This is a genomic window from Dryocola sharpae, assembly GCF_051307055.1.
Lineage (GTDB): Bacteria > Pseudomonadota > Gammaproteobacteria > Enterobacterales > Enterobacteriaceae > Dryocola.
In genome coordinates this window covers 4,332,210-4,348,315 of sequence record NZ_CP149994.1, presented here as the reverse complement: position 1 = coordinate 4,348,315, position 16,106 = coordinate 4,332,210, and the positions used below count along the sequence as shown (strand labels likewise).

The 16,106-nt window shown below is 53.3% G+C and carries 20 protein-coding genes; 8 read left to right on the top strand and 12 right to left on the bottom strand.

Annotated elements, in window-relative coordinates:
* Window positions 1–5: 5 nt before the first annotated feature.
* Window positions 6–281 (bottom strand): DNA-directed RNA polymerase subunit omega, encoded by a 276-nt coding sequence (rpoZ, locus tag WLO31_RS20745; protein WP_034461476.1) that lies wholly within the window; start codon window positions 279–281, stop codon window positions 6–8.
* Between the two features lie 53 nt (window positions 282–334).
* Window positions 335–958, bottom strand: a complete 624-nt coding sequence (gene gmk, locus WLO31_RS20740) for a guanylate kinase (protein ID WP_435928391.1) — start codon at window positions 956–958, stop codon at window positions 335–337.
* 255 nt (window positions 959–1,213) lie between these two features.
* On the opposite strand from gmk, the gene ligB reads away from it, so the two are divergent.
* Window positions 1,214–2,902, top strand: a complete 1,689-nt coding sequence (ligB, locus tag WLO31_RS20735) for an NAD-dependent DNA ligase LigB (protein WP_435928389.1) — start codon at window positions 1,214–1,216, stop codon at window positions 2,900–2,902.
* Here ligB and WLO31_RS20730 read toward each other — a convergent pair.
* Window positions 2,899–3,516 (bottom strand): trimeric intracellular cation channel family protein, encoded by a 618-nt coding sequence (locus tag WLO31_RS20730; protein ID WP_167614655.1) that lies wholly within the window; start codon window positions 3,514–3,516, stop codon window positions 2,899–2,901. The two genes, ligB and WLO31_RS20730, sit on opposite strands and share 4 nt — an antisense overlap.
* A 192-nt stretch (window positions 3,517–3,708) precedes the next feature.
* Here WLO31_RS20730 and WLO31_RS20725 point away from each other — a divergent pair, with 192 nt between their 5' ends.
* Complete coding sequence (locus WLO31_RS20725) at window positions 3,709–4,098, top strand: hypothetical protein (protein ID WP_435928387.1); 390 nt, start codon at window positions 3,709–3,711, stop codon at window positions 4,096–4,098.
* A 35-nt stretch (window positions 4,099–4,133) separates the two neighbouring features.
* Here WLO31_RS20725 and WLO31_RS20720 read toward each other — a convergent pair whose 3' ends face one another.
* Window positions 4,134–4,997: a YicC/YloC family endoribonuclease gene (locus WLO31_RS20720; RefSeq protein WP_435928386.1), complete on the bottom strand. Its 864-nt coding sequence runs from the start codon at window positions 4,995–4,997 to the stop codon at window positions 4,134–4,136.
* 121 nt (window positions 4,998–5,118) lie between these two features.
* Between WLO31_RS20720 and rph the strand changes: the two genes are divergently transcribed.
* On the top strand, window positions 5,119–5,835 hold the full coding sequence (rph, locus tag WLO31_RS20715; protein ID WP_271121689.1) for a ribonuclease PH: 717 nt from the start codon (window positions 5,119–5,121) through the stop codon (window positions 5,833–5,835).
* 62 nt (window positions 5,836–5,897) lie between these two features.
* Window positions 5,898–6,539, top strand: a complete 642-nt coding sequence (pyrE, locus tag WLO31_RS20710) for an orotate phosphoribosyltransferase (protein WP_435928385.1) — start codon at window positions 5,898–5,900, stop codon at window positions 6,537–6,539.
* A 29-nt stretch (window positions 6,540–6,568) separates the two neighbouring features.
* Here the strand turns inward: pyrE and slmA are convergent, their stop codons facing one another.
* The 3 genes from slmA to coaBC form a co-directional block, all read right to left on the bottom strand.
* Entirely contained in the window at window positions 6,569–7,165 is a 597-nt protein-coding gene (gene slmA, locus WLO31_RS20705; protein ID WP_435928384.1) for a nucleoid occlusion factor SlmA, read from the bottom strand.
* 122 nt (window positions 7,166–7,287) lie between these two features.
* Window positions 7,288–7,746, bottom strand: a complete 459-nt coding sequence (gene dut, locus WLO31_RS20700) for a dUTP diphosphatase (protein ID WP_435928383.1) — start codon at window positions 7,744–7,746, stop codon at window positions 7,288–7,290.
* Complete coding sequence (coaBC, locus tag WLO31_RS20695; RefSeq protein ID WP_435930684.1) at window positions 7,724–8,935, bottom strand: bifunctional phosphopantothenoylcysteine decarboxylase/phosphopantothenate--cysteine ligase CoaBC; 1,212 nt, start codon at window positions 8,933–8,935, stop codon at window positions 7,724–7,726. The genes dut and coaBC overlap by 23 nt, the downstream gene beginning before the upstream one ends.
* A 176-nt stretch (window positions 8,936–9,111) precedes the next feature.
* Between coaBC and radC the strand changes: the two genes are divergently transcribed.
* From radC to mutM, 4 genes are all read left to right on the top strand, one after another.
* Window positions 9,112–9,777 carry a RadC family protein gene (gene radC, locus WLO31_RS20690; RefSeq protein WP_435930683.1) on the top strand — a complete coding sequence of 222 codons (666 nt, stop codon included), beginning with the start codon at window positions 9,112–9,114 and terminating at the stop codon, window positions 9,775–9,777.
* Window positions 9,778–9,992: 215 nt separating this feature from the next.
* On the top strand, window positions 9,993–10,229 hold the full coding sequence (gene rpmB / locus WLO31_RS20685) for a 50S ribosomal protein L28 (protein ID WP_004154798.1): 237 nt from the start codon (window positions 9,993–9,995) through the stop codon (window positions 10,227–10,229).
* Window positions 10,230–10,242: 13 nt separating this feature from the next.
* Window positions 10,243–10,410, top strand: a complete 168-nt coding sequence (rpmG, locus tag WLO31_RS20680; protein WP_002208990.1) for a 50S ribosomal protein L33 — start codon at window positions 10,243–10,245, stop codon at window positions 10,408–10,410.
* A gap of 72 nt (window positions 10,411–10,482) precedes the next feature.
* On the top strand, window positions 10,483–11,292 hold the full coding sequence (gene mutM, locus WLO31_RS20675; protein WP_435928380.1) for a bifunctional DNA-formamidopyrimidine glycosylase/DNA-(apurinic or apyrimidinic site) lyase: 810 nt from the start codon (window positions 10,483–10,485) through the stop codon (window positions 11,290–11,292).
* On the opposite strand, the gene coaD is transcribed toward mutM, so the two are convergent.
* The 5 genes from coaD to WLO31_RS20650 form a co-directional block, all read right to left on the bottom strand.
* Window positions 11,289–11,774: a pantetheine-phosphate adenylyltransferase gene (coaD, locus tag WLO31_RS20670; protein ID WP_435928379.1), complete on the bottom strand. Its 486-nt coding sequence runs from the start codon at window positions 11,772–11,774 to the stop codon at window positions 11,289–11,291. The genes mutM and coaD overlap by 4 nt on opposite strands.
* Entirely contained in the window at window positions 11,771–12,547 is a 777-nt protein-coding gene (locus WLO31_RS20665) for a glycosyltransferase family 2 protein (protein ID WP_435928378.1), read from the bottom strand. The genes coaD and WLO31_RS20665 overlap by 4 nt, the downstream gene beginning before the upstream one ends.
* Window positions 12,547–13,821 carry a lipid IV(A) 3-deoxy-D-manno-octulosonic acid transferase gene (gene waaA, locus WLO31_RS20660; protein WP_435928377.1) on the bottom strand — a complete coding sequence of 425 codons (1,275 nt, stop codon included), beginning with the start codon at window positions 13,819–13,821 and terminating at the stop codon, window positions 12,547–12,549. The genes WLO31_RS20665 and waaA overlap by 1 nt, the downstream gene beginning before the upstream one ends.
* A 165-nt stretch (window positions 13,822–13,986) precedes the next feature.
* A complete protein-coding gene (locus WLO31_RS20655; RefSeq protein ID WP_435928376.1) occupies window positions 13,987–14,982 on the bottom strand; it encodes a glycosyltransferase in 996 nt (331 codons plus the stop codon).
* 20 nt (window positions 14,983–15,002) lie between these two features.
* Entirely contained in the window at window positions 15,003–16,103 is a 1,101-nt protein-coding gene (locus WLO31_RS20650; protein ID WP_435928375.1) for a glycosyltransferase, read from the bottom strand.
* Window positions 16,104–16,106: the final 3 nt, after the last annotated feature.

The following is a 16,106-nucleotide window of genomic DNA, read 5'->3' as shown; positions in this document are numbered from 1 at the left end:
GCTAATTAACGACGACCTTCAGCAATAGCGGTAACGGCCTGCAGTTCTGCGGCTTCCTGCTCTTGCTGCTCCTGGCGATCGCGAACATCGAGAATCTGGTTGGTGATCAACCCTTCTTCGATTTCGCGCAGTGCGATAACGGTCGTTTTATCGTTTTCTTCAGGTACCAGAGGATCTTTACCACCGGTTTGCATCTGACGAGCGCGACGTGCGGCGACCAGTACCAGGTCAAAACGGTTACCAATTTTCTCTACAGCGTCCTGAACGGTTACGCGTGCCATATTTTAAAGCTCCACAGATGAAGAAATGACTGGGCATGATACTGAAACTGGGCTCAGTCTGCCAATAGTTTGCTGATTAAAGCGTCATGTCGCGCTTTTTGGCGACCCATTCGCAGACGCTCGGCACGAATAATAATCTTTAAATCTGACAGCGCGGTGTCGAAATCGTCATTGACGATAAGATAATCATATTCCGCGTAATGGCTCATTTCCGCAACAGCCTGCTCCATACGCTTCGCGATGACTTCTTCGCTGTCTTGCCCACGGCCACGCAGGCGGCGGTCTAATTCGTCTTTCGACGGCGGCAAAATAAAGATGCTGCGCGCGTGCGGCATTTTATTGCGGATTTGCTGCGCGCCCTGCCAGTCGATATCAAGAAATACATCCACACCGGTTGCCAGTACCTGCTCAATAGCATGGCGCGAGGTGCCGTAATAATTACCAAAGACTTCCGCGTGTTCGAGGAAAGCCTCTTCGGCAATCATCCGCCTGAATTCGTCCTTACTGACGAAGAAATAGTGTTCACCATGGTTCTCACCGGGACGAACGCCGCGAGTGGTATGGGAAACAGAAACCTGTGTGTCATACAGCGGTTGTGTTTTTAACAGAGCCTGAATGAGGCTGGATTTCCCCGCGCCGCTTGGGGCGGAAACAATATAAAGCGTGCCTTGAGCCATGGGTTCTAACTTATTCGGTAAGGATAAAAGAAGAGCGTCTACCGGCCTATTATACACGTCGACACGGCAGCACGGAGAATTTGTCGTGTTCCCGGCACGCTTTTCGGTGTTTTTGCGGAATGTTTTCCCATATTCAACGCGCGTTTCTGCAACGTCAGCGCTTTATCTGAAAATACCTCGCATCGTTTTAACTTCCTCCTCGCGGCTGACGCCTGCCCGCGATATACCTCATTGCGAACTGACAGGGAGAAAGTTATGGAAGGGTTAATCAGGCTGATTTTGATAATGAGCGTCCTGACGGGAGCCGCTTCGGCTTCGTGCCCGGTTTGGTCACCGTTGCAGGCAAGTCAGGAAATGGAGAAATTGCAGACCCAGCTGAATCAGTGGGACGAGGCCTACTATCGTGACGGGGAAAGTCCCATCAGCGATGAGATATACGACAGGCTCCGTTCACGTTTAAATACGTGGCAGCGTTGTTATCAGCCTGCGGCAGCGCCTCTGCAACCTACGCTGTCGACTAACGGAAAGACTCCGCATCCCGTCGCCCACACGGGCGTTAAAAAACTGGCGGATAGCCCGGCAGTGGCGCGGTGGCTTGATGGTAAAGCCGATTTATGGGTACAGCCGAAAGTTGATGGCGTGGCGATCACGCTTGTGTACCGGCATGGCAGGCTTGTACAGCTTCTCAGCCGTGGGAACGGCCTGAAAGGCGAGGACTGGACCGAGAAAGCGGCCATGATAGAGGCGATACCTAAAAAACTCGCCGGCCCGCTGGCCGACAGTATTTTGCAGGGAGAGCTGTTCCTGAAACGTGACCAGCACGTGCAGAAAATCATGGGGGGAATGAACGCCAGGGGAAAAGTCGCAGGCGCTATGATGCGGCAGGCAAATTCAGCCTTTCTTAACGATTTTGGCGTGTTTATCTGGGCGTGGCCGGATGGCCCGGCAGACTTCAGACAAAAACTGGAGGTGCTGGACAGCGCAGGTTTTTCGCTCGCAAAGGCGTGGTCAAAACCAGTTTCCACCCTGAATGAAATCTCCTCTTTGCGCAACCTGTGGTTCGCCTCTCCCTTACCCTTTGTGACCGACGGCGTTGTGATTCGCCAGGGTACAGAGCCTGCCGGGAAGTTCTGGCAGCCAGGACAGGCATCATGGCTTGCGGCCTGGAAGTACCCACCGGCCCAGCAAATCGCCGACGTAAAGGGCATTCGTTTTACCGTTGGGCGTACCGGGAAAGTTGCCGTGGTGTTGGAGCTGGAACCATTACAACTTGATGATAAACACATTAAGCGCGTCAACGTTGGTTCGGTTAAACGCTGGCAGGAACTGGATATTGCGCCGGGCGATCAGGTCATGGTGAGCCTTGCGGGGCAGGGAATTCCGCGCATCGACGAGGTTGTCTGGCGCGTAAGCTTGCGTGATAAGCCACAGCCGCCGCTCAAATTAAGCAATGCCTCTTTAAGCTGCTTTTCCGTATCTGCGGAATGTCGTGAACAGTTTTTTGCCCGCCTCAACTGGGCAAGCTCGCTGGATGCGCTGGATATTAAGGGTGTGAGCAAAAGCACCTGGCAACAGCTCTACCAGGCTTTTCAACTCGAACATATTTTTTCCTGGCTACGGTTGGGCGCTGAAGATTTGGTCCGGGTTAAGGGAGTATCGCCCGCCCGCGGTATGCAGATCTGGCATCAGTTCTCCATGGCTCGCCAGCTTCCTTTTCATCGCTGGCTAATGGCCTTTGGCCTGCCCCTGCCGAAACCTGCGATAAATGTGCTTTCAGATACTCACTGGCGACAGCTGGTATCCCGGGATGAAGCGAGCTGGCAAGAGCTACCGGGCGTGGGGGCGGAACGGGCGAAAAAACTGGTGGAGTTTGTGAATTATCCGCAGATCAATGCCCTGGCCCTTTTTCTGGAGCGGCAGGGCATAAAAGGATTTGTTGATTAATGGTCGGCGTGTTTGTAGTGGAAAACGGGCAAACCCAGACGCAGGCGCAGCGCTAACAAACGCGTCGAGAAACCAAAGATTAGCGTCGCGATCACCACAACGTCATGACTGGATACATAGTGTTGCAGCACGATATACAGCACTGCGGAGGCAAAAGAGATGCCAGCGTATAGCTCTTTCTGGAAAACTAACGGAATGCGTTTGCAGAACATATCGCGCAATACGCCGCCGAATACGCCCGTCACCACCGCTGCGATAATGGCGATAACCGGCCCTTCGCCCATATCCAGCGCAATCTGTGCGCCGATAATGGAAAAAACCACCAGACCAAGGGCGTCAAGGACGAGAAAAAGTCGACGTAGGTGAGGCATTACCGGAGCGACGATGGTGGTCACTACCGCCGCCACGGCGACAATCACCACATATTCAGGGTGTTTTACCCAACCTAACGGGTAGTGTCCGAGCAGAATGTCACGCACCGAGCCGCCGCCGAGCGCGGTAGCCGTAGCAATAATAATGACGCCGAATGTGTCCATGCGACGCCGGCCTGCCGCCAGTGCGCCGGTCATTGCTTCGGCGGTAATACCAATGAGGTAAAGAATATGTAGCAGCATGAACACCTCCGGAGAAAGGCGCAAAGGGTAGCGTTTTGTGGGTAAAATCACGATTGAGTTTTTCTAAGTTGACTTTTTTAGGATTAGTTTTATTTATGTGAAATCTGTATTTTCTTCAGAAAGATACGGATTAAAAGAAATAAGGCTATGAAAAAGGATTAGTACAATTATTGGATTAAAGGGAGCGATAAAATGAATATCTCAGCGATGCTAAGAGCGTTAGCAAACGGAATCAATCCTGAAACGGGAGAAATATTGTTCTCCGGTTCGGTAGCCAATAAACCTGAAGCCATACGGATGTTGTTTACACTGGCCGAAGAGTTAGCCGCAGAGCCGGAAAAACAGAAAAAATCGAAGCTGTCGCCAGAAGAACGACAGCAAAAGAACATCGCCGAAGGACGACCGGCGAAATCGCACTTTCCCTGGACCGAAGAAGAGAGGCATCAGCTTGAGGAAAGCTATAGCCAGAATAGTTCTGTCGAGGCGCTAAGTACGCAGTTTGAGCGTTCTTCACGCGCAGTAGCCATTCAGTTGGAAAAGATGGGATTGATAACGGCTGAAGAACTTATGGCGTATACGTAAAAATAAAGAAGCCCGATGAAACGGGCTTTTTTGTTTTACTCGATATTCTGGATCTGCTCGCGCATCTGCTCAATCAGCACCTTAAGCTCAATAGCCGAGTTGGTGACATCAGAATTGATAGATTTGGAGGCCAGAGTGTTCGACTCGCGGTTGAACTCCTGCATCATAAAGTCGAGGCGACGGCCAACGGCTTCTTTTTTCTTCAGGATGTTGTATGTCTCTTTGACGTGCGCTTCCAGGCGATCCAGTTCTTCAGCTACGTCTATACGCTGTACCATAAGAACCAGCTCTTGCTCCAGCCGGGTGTTCTCAAGCTGAACCTGGGCTTCTTCGAGTTTGCTGACTAAGCGTTCACGCTGCCATTTAACAACTTCTGGCATCTGCGCGCGCACCTTAACGACTTCTGCGCTGACGCCCTCAAGGCGTTGTTCAATCAAGGCCTTCAGAGCCTGGCCTTCAGTTTCACGAGCGATGATAAAGTCATCCAGCGCGCCGTCCAGAGCGGCAAGAATTTCAGCGGCGATAGCATCCAGATCCTGCTCCTGGGCGGTCATCACGCCCGGCCAGCGTAGAATATCAACCGGATTGATTTCGCCTTCGTCGCTTTGCATTTTTACCCAGTTCGCTGCTTCAACAAGCTGTTTGGCCAGCTTTTCGTTAAGCAGAAGAGAGCTTTGCGCACGCGCGTCAGGCTCGAAGCGAAGATTACATTCGATTTTTCCGCGGGTTAATCGGTTACGAATACGTTCGCGAGCTACAGGTTCGAGGCTACGGAACTGTTCCGGCATGCGAATGTAAGTTTCGAGATAACGTTGGTTTACCGAACGTAGCTCCCAGGAGGCGCTGCCCCATTCGCCTTTTACTTCACGGCGGGCATAGGCGGTCATACTGCGGATCATAAATCGTTACCGTATAGAACAATGGATGGGGGGATTATAGCCATGCCCGGCCGGACAGGATAGGAATAAGCGTCCTAAGCCCGTATAATGCGCGCCACATTCGTTTTAGCCGGAGATTACCATGCGTCCATCAGGTCGTAGCGCCGAACAAGTGCGCCCAGTCACCCTGACCCGTAATTACACCAAACACGCTGAAGGTTCCGTGCTGGTCGAATTTGGCGATACCAAAGTCCTGTGCACCGCCACCGTTGAAGAAGGCGTACCGCGCTTTCTGAAAGGGCAGGGGCAAGGCTGGATCACCGCAGAATACGGCATGCTGCCGCGCTCCACCCATAGCCGTAACGCCCGCGAAGCGGCGAAAGGCAAACAGGGCGGCCGCACCCTGGAAATCCAGCGTCTGATTGCCCGTTCTTTGCGTGCGGCAGTGGATTTGAAAACCCTCGGTGAATATACCATCACTCTGGATTGCGATGTGCTGCAGGCCGACGGCGGCACCCGTACCGCATCGATCACCGGCGCCTGTGTTGCGCTGGCCGATGCGCTGAACAAGCTGGTCGCTATCGGCAAGCTGAAAACCAATCCGATGAAGGGGATGGTTGCTGCGGTTTCCGTTGGCATCGTTAATGGCGAAGCGGTTTGCGATCTTGAATATATTGAAGATTCCGCAGCAGAAACCGACATGAACGTCGTGATGATGGAAGATGGCCGTATGATTGAGATTCAGGGCACCGCCGAAGGCGAGCCTTTCTCCCATGAAGAGTTGCTGACGCTGCTGGCGCTGGCGCGAGGGGGAATTGAATCGATCGTCACGTCGCAGAAGGCGGCGTTAGAAAATTGATTTTTAAGGCGACTGAAGCAGTCGCCTTTTTTATGTCTGAAGAAACACAGAGGAGCAAATCCATGAAACCGTATCAGCGCCAGTTTATTGAATTTGCGCTTAACAAGCAGGTACTGAAGTTTGGCGAGTTTACGTTGAAATCCGGGCGTACCAGCCCCTATTTCTTCAACGCCGGACTGTTTAATACCGGGCGCGATCTGGCGCTGCTGGGCCGCTTTTACGCCGCCGCGCTAATGGATTCCGGTATTGATTTTGATTTGCTGTTTGGGCCTGCCTATAAAGGCATCCCTATCGCAACGACCACCGCGGTTGCGCTGGCTGAACATCATGAGCGCGATGTGCCTTATTGCTTCAACCGGAAAGAAACCAAAGATCATGGTGAGGGCGGAAACCTGGTGGGTAGCGCGCTTCAGGGCCGCGTGATGCTGGTGGACGACGTTATTACAGCAGGTACCGCGATTCGTGAATCGATGGAAATCATCGCGGCCAACTCCGCAACGCTTGCGGGCGTGCTGATTTCTCTGGACCGCCAGGAGCGCGGGCGCGGTGAAATCTCTGCCATTCAGGAAGTGGAGCGTGATTATCACTGTAAGGTGATTTCTATTATCACGCTGAAGGATTTGATTGAGTATCTGGAAGAGAAACCGGAGATGGCCGCAAGTCTGGCTGCGGTGCAGGAATATCGCGACCAGTACGGCGTTTAAGAAAAGGGCCGCTAAAGGCCCTTCTTCATTTAACGAAGCTGCGCGGCAACTAGTGGCCAGCGGGTATCAAAATCATCCGTCGGCAAATAGCGAAACTCGCTGCGTACGAAGCGGGAAAGCATCCCTTCGCAGAATGCCAGCAGCTGGCCCGCCAGCAGCGCTTCATCGGTAGCGTAACCTTCCCCTTCACGCATTTTTTTCTCGCGCATGACCTGCCGTAGCTGCACTTCGATGCGTTCAAAAAGCTGGTTAATGCGGCCCTGTAAGCGATCCTGTTCAAACATCAGCGCGTGGCCGGTCAGAATACGCGTCAGGCCGGGATTTTTTTCACCAAAGCCAAGCACCAGCAGGACGATAAGGCGCAGGCGGGCCAGCGTATCTTTTTCATCTTTCAGGATGAGATTGATGCGGGTGATAAGGCTGTCTTCAATAAATTCGATAAGGCTGTCGAACATTTTCGTTTTGCTGGGAAAATGACGATACAGCGCGGCTTCAGAAACGCCCACCGTGGCTGCAAGTTTAGCGGTAGTGATGCGTTGGCTACCGTCGCTGGATTCAAGCATCTGGGCCAGAGACTGAAGTATTTCCTCGCGACGATTCCTTTTCGCAGTCTGTTTTTCTGCCATGTTTTAAAATACCCCTGAAATAAAGCACCTGCCAGGCAAGCAGCCACACAGCGCCCGCAAGCATGGTGCTTGCGGTTTGTTTTAACGTTATGAATGTGTGTGGTTACGTTTATAAAACGAGTTTACTGACGGCCGGAGTGGCCAAAACCGCCTTCGCCACGGTCGCTGGTATCAAAATCTTCGACCAGGTTGAATTCGGCCTGGACGACAGGTACGAACACCATCTGTGCAATGCGTTCGCCCGGCTCAATGGTGAAGCTATCCTGCCCGCGATTCCAGACAGATACCATTAACTGGCCCTGGTAATCAGAATCTATCAGCCCTACCAGATTGCCAAGCACTACGCCGTGCTTATGGCCAAGCCCGGAGCGTGGCAGGATGACGGCTGCCAGTGACGGATCGCCGATATGGATCGCAAGCCCAGTTGGCACCAGCGTGGTTACACCCGGCGCCAGTTCTACGGCCTCGTCCAGACATGCTCGTAGATCGAGGCCGGCAGAGCCGGAAGTAGCATACGTCGGCAGCGGGAACTGCTGACCCACGCGCGGGTCCAGAATTTTAACGTCGATTTTTTTCATCATAACGGGTAACGATCTCGTTCAATAAAAGATGGCCAAGGAGTGCCTTATCGCTTAACGGTAAGACTTTCTCTCCCTCCTGCCAGAAAAGGTGTAACGCGTTGTTGTCGCTATTAAACCCCTGGCCTGTTTGTGAAACATCGTTGGCACAAATCAGGTCGAGGTTTTTTTGGATACGCTTTTGCCGGGCGTATTCTTCCACATTAGTTGTTTCGGCGGCAAACCCAACAACGTAAGGGCGATGGTCGGAAAGCGCGGCAACGCCTGCGACGATATCCGGGTTTTTAACCATTTTCAGCGTAATTTCAGCGCCTTGCTTTTTAATTTTTTCATCTGCAACGCTCGCTGCGCGATAATCTGCTACGGCTGCGCAGCCGATAAAAATATGCTGGCCGGATATATTTTGCTGAACGGCAGCTTCCATTTCCAGCGCGGAGGTGACGTCAATGCGTTTCACCCATGCCGGAGCAGATAAAGCAACCGGGCCGGAAACCAGCGTCACATTTGCACCCCGCGCTGCTGCTGCTGCGGCAATTGCATATCCCATTTTGCCCGAGCTGTCGTTGGTGATATAGCGTACCGGGTCGAGACGCTCACGCGTCGGGCCAGCGGTAATCATGACGTTAAGATGTTGCAGATCTTTGACGACGCTAAAATGGCCCACGGCCAGCTCCACGATATCCAGCGGGTCGAGCATGCGACCGGGTCCTACATCACCACACGCCTGGCTGCCGCTGTCTGGTCCCCACAACAATAAACCGCGGGAAGCCAGTACCTCAAGGTTGTGCTGGGTTGCCGCTGCGCGATACATCTGTTGGTTCATGGCGGGAACAACCGCGACAGGCGCCGGGGTTGCAAGGCAAATGGTACTAACCAGATCGTTCGCCATCCCTGTCGCTACGCGGGCAATCAGATCGGCGGTGGCGGGAGCGAGAATAACTAAATCTGCCCATTTTCCCAGTTCAATATGACCCATTGCGGCTTCCGCGGCGGGATCGAGCAAACTGTCTGATACCGGGTATCCGGATACGGCCTGCAGGCTCAATGGCGTAATGAAGGCTTTTGCCGCCTCGGTCATTGCCACACGCACATCTGCTCCGCGATCGCGCAGACGGCGCACCAGTTCGGGCGTTTTATAGGCCGCAATACCGCCGCTGACACACAGAACAATTTTTTTGCCGCAAAGCCCCATCATGATTTTCCCACCGCAACGCTTAATCGTGGGCCTATTTTATCACACTCCTCGGGCCACAACTTTTTGCAGTTTGCGAGATATCCCGCACGCTGAAAATCTCTACATCGCGAGTCGTCAGGCAGTCGTGCACAATGGCTGTACAAAGGGATGCGGAGGCTTTGATGGAGATAAAAATGGACTGGGATAAAAGCGGCTTGCCGCGTGAGAAGCTCCTGAAGTTTGGCGTCAGCTCATTAACCGATGTGGAACTGCTGGCGCTCTTTTTACGCACGGGTTTAAGGGATATGAACGTGCTGGCCCTGGCAAACGTCCTGCTGGAAAGGTTTGGTTCCCTGAGCCGCCTGCTGTCGGCAGACTATTCGCAGTTTAAGGACATTAAAGGAATTGGCGAAGCCAAATATACCCAGTTGAATGCGATTGCGGAACTGGCAAGGCGCTATTACGCCTCGCGTGGGGTAGAAGAACTCACCCTGAAGAGTCCTGACACCGTTCGGGAGTTTATCCAGAGCCAGCTGACCACGGAAGAGCGTGAGATCTTTATGGTGATATTTCTCGATAACCAGCATCGAATTATTAAATACGAGCCGCTGTTTTCAGGCACGCTGAACCATGTCGAGGTACATCCCCGGGAAATTGTACGCGAAGCGATGAAATCTAATGCAGCGGCGGTTATTCTTGCGCATAATCACCCGTCGGGCAGGGCCGAACCGAGCAAAGCTGACCGCGCCATTACCGAACGTATCGTGAAAGCCTGCCTTTTTATGGAAATTCGCGTGCTTGACCATCTGGTTATTGGTCGCGGAGAGTACGTTTCTTTTGCTGAACGCGGGTGGATTTAAGCCGATTTGCGCGATCCATGGGGATCTTTGTCTGTTCGGGACTTGAGCACATGCGTCAGGCAGCGTATACTACGCCACCTTTGAGAATCTCGGGTTTGGCATTATGCGCCTGGCACTGTGGTTCACATTGAACCGCCAGGGACCAGGCTTGCAGCCTGACGAGGCGCCATAACCCTATACGAAGCTCGAGCTAATTTGATTTTTGGAGAATAGACATGTCCCGAGTCTGCCAAGTTACTGGCAAGCGTCCGGTGACCGGTAATAACCGTTCCCACGCAATGAACGCGACCAAACGCCGTTTCCTGCCGAACCTGCACTCTCACCGTTTCTGGGTTGAGAGCGAGAAGCGTTTTGTCACACTGCGTGTATCTGCTAAAGGTATGCGTGTAATTGATAAGAAGGGTATCGAAACGGTTCTGGCCGATCTTCGTACCCGTGGCGAGAAGTACTAAGAGGAACTAAGTCATGGCTAAAGGTGTTCGCGAGAAGATCAAGCTGGTTTCTTCTGCTGGTACTGGTCACTTCTATACCACCACGAAGAACAAACGTACTAAGCCGGAAAAACTGGAACTGAAAAAGTTCGATCCAGTTGTCCGTCAGCACGTACTGTACAAAGAAGCTAAAATTAAATAATTTTAGTGACTTTGATGAAAAACCTCGCTTCGGCGGGGTTTTTTTGTTTTGTGCTTTATACCCGGAGGAGAAATGCCAGAGTTACCTGAAGTCGAAACCAGCCGCCGCGGCATTGAACCGCACCTGGTAGGCGCAACCATCCTGCACGCCATCGTGCGCAACGGTCGCCTGCGCTGGCCTGTTTCTGATGAGATTCATGCCCTGAGCGATAAGCCTGTATTAAGCGTCCAGCGCCGGGCTAAATACCTGCTGCTCGAACTGCCGGACGGCTGGATTATCATCCACCTTGGTATGTCTGGCAGCCTGCGCATCCTGCCGGAAGAGCGGCCCGCGGAGAAACACGATCACGTCGACCTGGTGATGAGCAATGGTAAAGTGCTGCGTTATACCGATCCGCGCCGCTTCGGCGCCTGGCTGTGGGTTAAGGAGCTGGAAGGTAGCAACGTGCTGGCGCATCTTGGGCCAGAGCCGCTGCATGAAGAATTTAACGCCGGCTACCTGCGTGAAAAATCCGCGAAGAAGAAAACCGCCATTAAACCCTGGCTGATGGATAACAAGCTGGTGGTAGGCGTCGGGAATATTTATGCCAGCGAATCGTTGTTTGCCGCCGGGATCCATCCCGATCGCGCCGCGCAGTCGTTATCAGAAACCGAATGCGAACTGCTGGTGAAAGTGATTAAGGCGGTGTTGTTAAGATCGATTGAGCAGGGCGGTACGACGCTAAAAGACTTTCTACAGTCTGACGGTAAACCCGGTTATTTCGCCCAGCAGCTTCAGGTTTACGGGCGGGAAGGCAAGCCGTGCAGGGTTTGCGGTGCGCCGATTATTGCCGGCAAGCATGCTCAGCGCAGCACCTTTTATTGCCGAAACTGCCAGCATTAAAGCTGCCTGAGCTTCTCCAGTAAGGCCTGGCAAACAGGCGCCGGCAGAAAATGCGCGACATCGCCGTGGTGGCGCGCCACTTCTTTCACCAGAGAAGAAGAAACGAAAGACCACTCCTTCGAGGGCATCAGGAAGACGCTTTCCAGCTCCGGCATCAGATGACGGTTCATGTGGGCAAGCTGCATTTCGTATTCAAAATCTGCCGCCGTGCGTAAACCACGTACCAGCACGTTGGCCTGCTGCGCCCTGGCAAAATTAGCCATCAGATCGCTAAAGCCCACAACCTCGACATTTGGCAGATGGGCCGTCACTTCTCTGGCCAACGCCACACGCTCATCAAGAGAGAACATTGTTTTCTTATGCGGGCTGTTTGCAATAGCCAGGATAATGGAATCAAACATCATGGCTCCGCGCGTCACGATATCCAGATGACCATTGGTGATGGGATCGAAAGTACCGGGGTAAATCGCTCGGGTGCTCATAGCGGATCTTTTTCCGTATAGCCCTGGTTTAATGCCCAGAGTTCAGTGTATTTATTAAACGTGTATTGCGCGTTAACCACCGCCAGCAGCCAGCCTTGTTTCCCATCCAGAAAACCTGCGCGTAACAGCAGCGTTTTGCAAAAGGCCCCCAAAGTGTGGCTTAAAATTCCGGCAAGCGTCACCTTTTTACCGCGCTGATGACGTTCATGAGCCCAGGCTGTCGCATAGCTTAGCTGTTTGCGCTGGAAGCCTGCAAAATCACGGCAGGTCAGATGGAGCAAATCACCGGCAAGCGGGATGACTTTAGCGCCGGGCGCATGCAGTGATTCATGCACCTGACTGTCATTATAGCGATAGCGTTCACGAGCATAGAGACGAGTCACCCGGTCCGGGTACCAGCCGCTGTGGCGCATAAAGCGGCCCAGAAAAAGGTTGCGGCGGGCAATGCTGTAAACGGCGTCGGACCCTGGGCTGGCAAGGACTGCTTTTAGCGAGGCGGCAAGCTCGGGCGTTACTCGCTCGTCGGTATCGATCATCAAAATATAATCGCCGCTGGCGTAGTCCTGGGCACGCTGACGCTGTATTCCAAAGCCCTGCCAGTTTTCATCCACGAAAACTTTCACGCCGGCCCGACGGGCGATATCGACGGTTGCATCGGCGCTGCCCGAATCCAGCAGGATCACTTCGTCAGCCCAGGCCACCGACGCCAGACATGCCGGCAGAATATCCGCCGCGTTTTTGGCGATCATCACCACCGATAGTCGGCTGGGCATTAATGGCTCCGCTGCGGCAGATAAGGTTGCAGTAACTGTAGCAAACGCTGTAAAGCGCCCTGGTTTTGATGCAGCACTTCTACAGCGTGGCGGCCGTAGTACAAACGATAATCTTCATCGGTCAGCAGCGTGGTGATTTCTTTCACCAGAGAATCTGCATCGCTGACGGCGATCATGCCGTCAGCCTGCTGTAGTTTGGCGCAGATGTCTTTGAAGTTGAAAATGTGTGGGCCCATCAGTACAGGTATGGCATGGGCTGCAGGCTCCAGCGGGTTATGGCCGCCTCGCTCCACCAGGCTGCCACCAACAAACGCCAGGTCGGCAATGCCGTACAGCAGCATAAGCTCGCCCATCGAATCGCCAATCACCACCTGGGTGCTGCCCGACGGAATTTCACCGCTGCTGCGCAGCGTGTAACTGAAGCCGCTTTTTTGCACCAGCTCTTTGGCATCCTTAAAGCGTTCCGGATGGCGTGGTACCAGAATCAGTAACAGATCGGGGAATTTCGCCAGCAGCTGGCGGTGTGCGTCCAGAATAATACTCTCTTCGCCATCGTGAGTGCTGGTGGCGATCCAGACTTTACGGCGCGGGGCCCATTGACGACGCAGCGTAATAGCGCGTGCGGCAAGCTCCGGCGTGACAGAAATATCGAACTTCAGGCTGCCGGTAACCGTGAGCTGGGAGCGTTTCAGACCCAGTTCGAGGAAGCGACCGGCATCTTCTTCATTCTGCGCGGCGATAAGCGTAATTTTGCTCATCAGACGACGCGTGAAGTTACCGAGCTTCTTGTAGCCCTTTGCGGAGCGTTCGGATAAGCGTGCGTTAGCGATGACCAACGGGATTTTGCGGTTATGCAGCGCGGTAATCATGTTCGGCCACAGCTCGGTTTCCATCACGATCACCAGCTTCGGGCGCACGCTATCCAGAAAACGGTTCATAGCACAGGGCAAATCGTAAGGCAGATAAACGTGATGGACGTTTTTACCGAAGGCCGACTGCACGCGTTCGGAGCCGGTTGGCGTCATCGTGGTAACGGTGATAGGTATCGTCGGGTAACGATGGCGCAGAGCACGAACCAGCGGGATCGCTGCGAGGGTTTCCCCTACGGAGACGGAATGCAGCATGATACCGTCCGGCGCTACTTTCCCTCGACAGAAGCCATAGCGTTCTGCCCAGCGCTTACGGTACGCAGGAGCTTTACGGCTACGGAGCAAAAGTCGCAGCCACACGAAGGGCTGAATGAGATAGAGCAGAGCGGTATACAACGATTCCAAGCGAATTTTCCGTATTTTCATTATCGGCGGGCAAATTCTAAGCATTCACAAGGCGTAAAGCTATTGTTTTGGTGATATTCGACGGCTTTGCCGATTGTTCGGGTAACCAGGCGGCGAAAAAAACCGTCCTGCGGACCGCCGGATTGCAGCCCGCGAAGCGCAACGTTATCCGGGCACCCGCGTTGCTTTTTTCAGCTTCAGGTATCGGCGACCTAAACGCCAGCGCAGACGAAATCCCCTCGCATTCTTCCAGATAAGACGCCAGATCCCGCGGTCGAAAAACTCCTGGATAATCATTTTCTTCTTCTGCGGGTCTTTCATGTTATTGAACGTATGCAGGATCCCAAGGCCTTCTTTGGCTATCTGCCAGTTGCAGGCGGGAATATTTTTTACCTGCTCCGGGTAGCGCTGGTTAATAGCCTCCAGCATTTCGAGGATTTTGATGTAATGACGCGCCGAGCGGATCAGCGTGTCATCGGTATCCGGCTTATGGGAAACCGAAGCGGAATGAATGTAGTAGTCGTAAAATCTTTCGCTGGTGTACTGCACGCGCTGCGCTGCGAGCAACACTTCAGTGGTCCACGGAATATCCTGATGACGTAAGCCCGGTTCGAATTTAAAACCCTGTTCGCGGATAAAGTCATGGCGGTAAAGATTTAGCCAGGTAACGTGCAAAAACTTACGGGAATCAAGCGCCTTCTTCAGCCAGGCGGGGCCGCTCATTACGCCCGTTGACTGAAGTTTGTCTTCAGGAAAGATGGGGCGCGAGGGTTTCTTATTGTTTTCGTAAACGTAGTTGCCGTTACAGGTGACGACATCCAGATGACCTGCCAGCGCCAGATCCAGCAGGCGACGGTACATACCAGGCTTGAAATCGTCGTCGATGTCCGGGAAAGAGAGATACTGCCCCGTTGCCGCAGCGAGGCCGGTGTTACGCGCGATGGATACGCCCTGATTTTCCTGCTCAATGACCAACATACCCGGAAATCTGTCGCGCCAGGCGTCGATAATCGCCATGGAGCCATCGGTTGAACCATCGTTCACCATGATGACTTCCATTCCTTCAACGGCCTGGGCTTCGAGACAGGCAAAAAACTTCGCCAGGAAAAGTTCGCCGTTATAAACAGCAACGACAACGCTAAGTAAAGGGGTCTGGAGCATAAAGTTACCTGAAAGTACTGTTATATTTTTTCTTTCGCCAGGGACAAATACCGCTGGCAAATGGCACCGGTGCTGTAGGGCTCAATGGTGCTGGCATCAATAACCGGCGGGTTGTTATAGATATCCACCATCGTATTCGCCAGTTGGCGATCGCTCATGCCTGAAAGACCGCGAGCCAGCGGCCCGATGAGAATTTCTTCCGGGCCGCCCGGACAATGGGTGCTGACCGCAGGCGTCTGGCAGATAAGCGCTTCAACCAGTACGTTGCCAAAACCTTCGCAGTCAGAGCTCAAAAGCAGCAGGCGGGCATTAGCTATCCATGGATAGGGGTTAGGCACGAAGGATTTGAAGATGACGCGGCCGGCAACGCCTGCGGCGACGGCCATCGTTTTTATCTCTTCAATACGTTCATCGCTGCCGTTACCCATCAGAATTAACGGCGCCTGAATGCCGCTTAACGCATAGGCTTTAATGAGCCGGTCATGGCGTTTGTGCTCGTGGAAACGGCCTACGTGGATAAGATAGTCCTGGCCCGACATTTCACAGGGCTCTTTGGCGCGCCGTTGAATACCGTCGATATCAAAAGGATTATGAATGACGGTGCTTTTCGCAAGGTTGATGTCGAAGCGCTCGGTAATATCGCGCAGCACCGCCTTCGACACAGCGACTACATTGCTGTTCTCATAAACGCGTTTTATTTTCTGGCGTTTTAACCAGCGGGAGAAGCCGTGGCGATGCAGAAGGTAAGAGAAAGAGAACATACCATGTACGCAATACCACAGCTTTTCGCGTGGAATGGTTCTGGCGTGCGCGACGATGCGGTCGGTTTTATGCAGGTGGGAGAAAATAAGATCGAATTTTCCCGCTTTCTGCGCCTTCTCTACGGCTTTATCCAGCAGCGCTGCACGACGGGAGAGTTCGGTGAGCTTGCGCCAGGGTTTCCGGCAGGTATCCAGAATGATTTGGTAATCGACCCCGTCCGGGATCTCATAGTCACAGACGCGACGCAAAGAGAAGATCGAGACCTGATGGCCCATACCGACCAGCCCTCTGGAAAGGGTTAGCACGGTTTTCTCAGCGCCGCCGCCGGGTAATCCATCAATAATCATTAGGATGCGCATCGT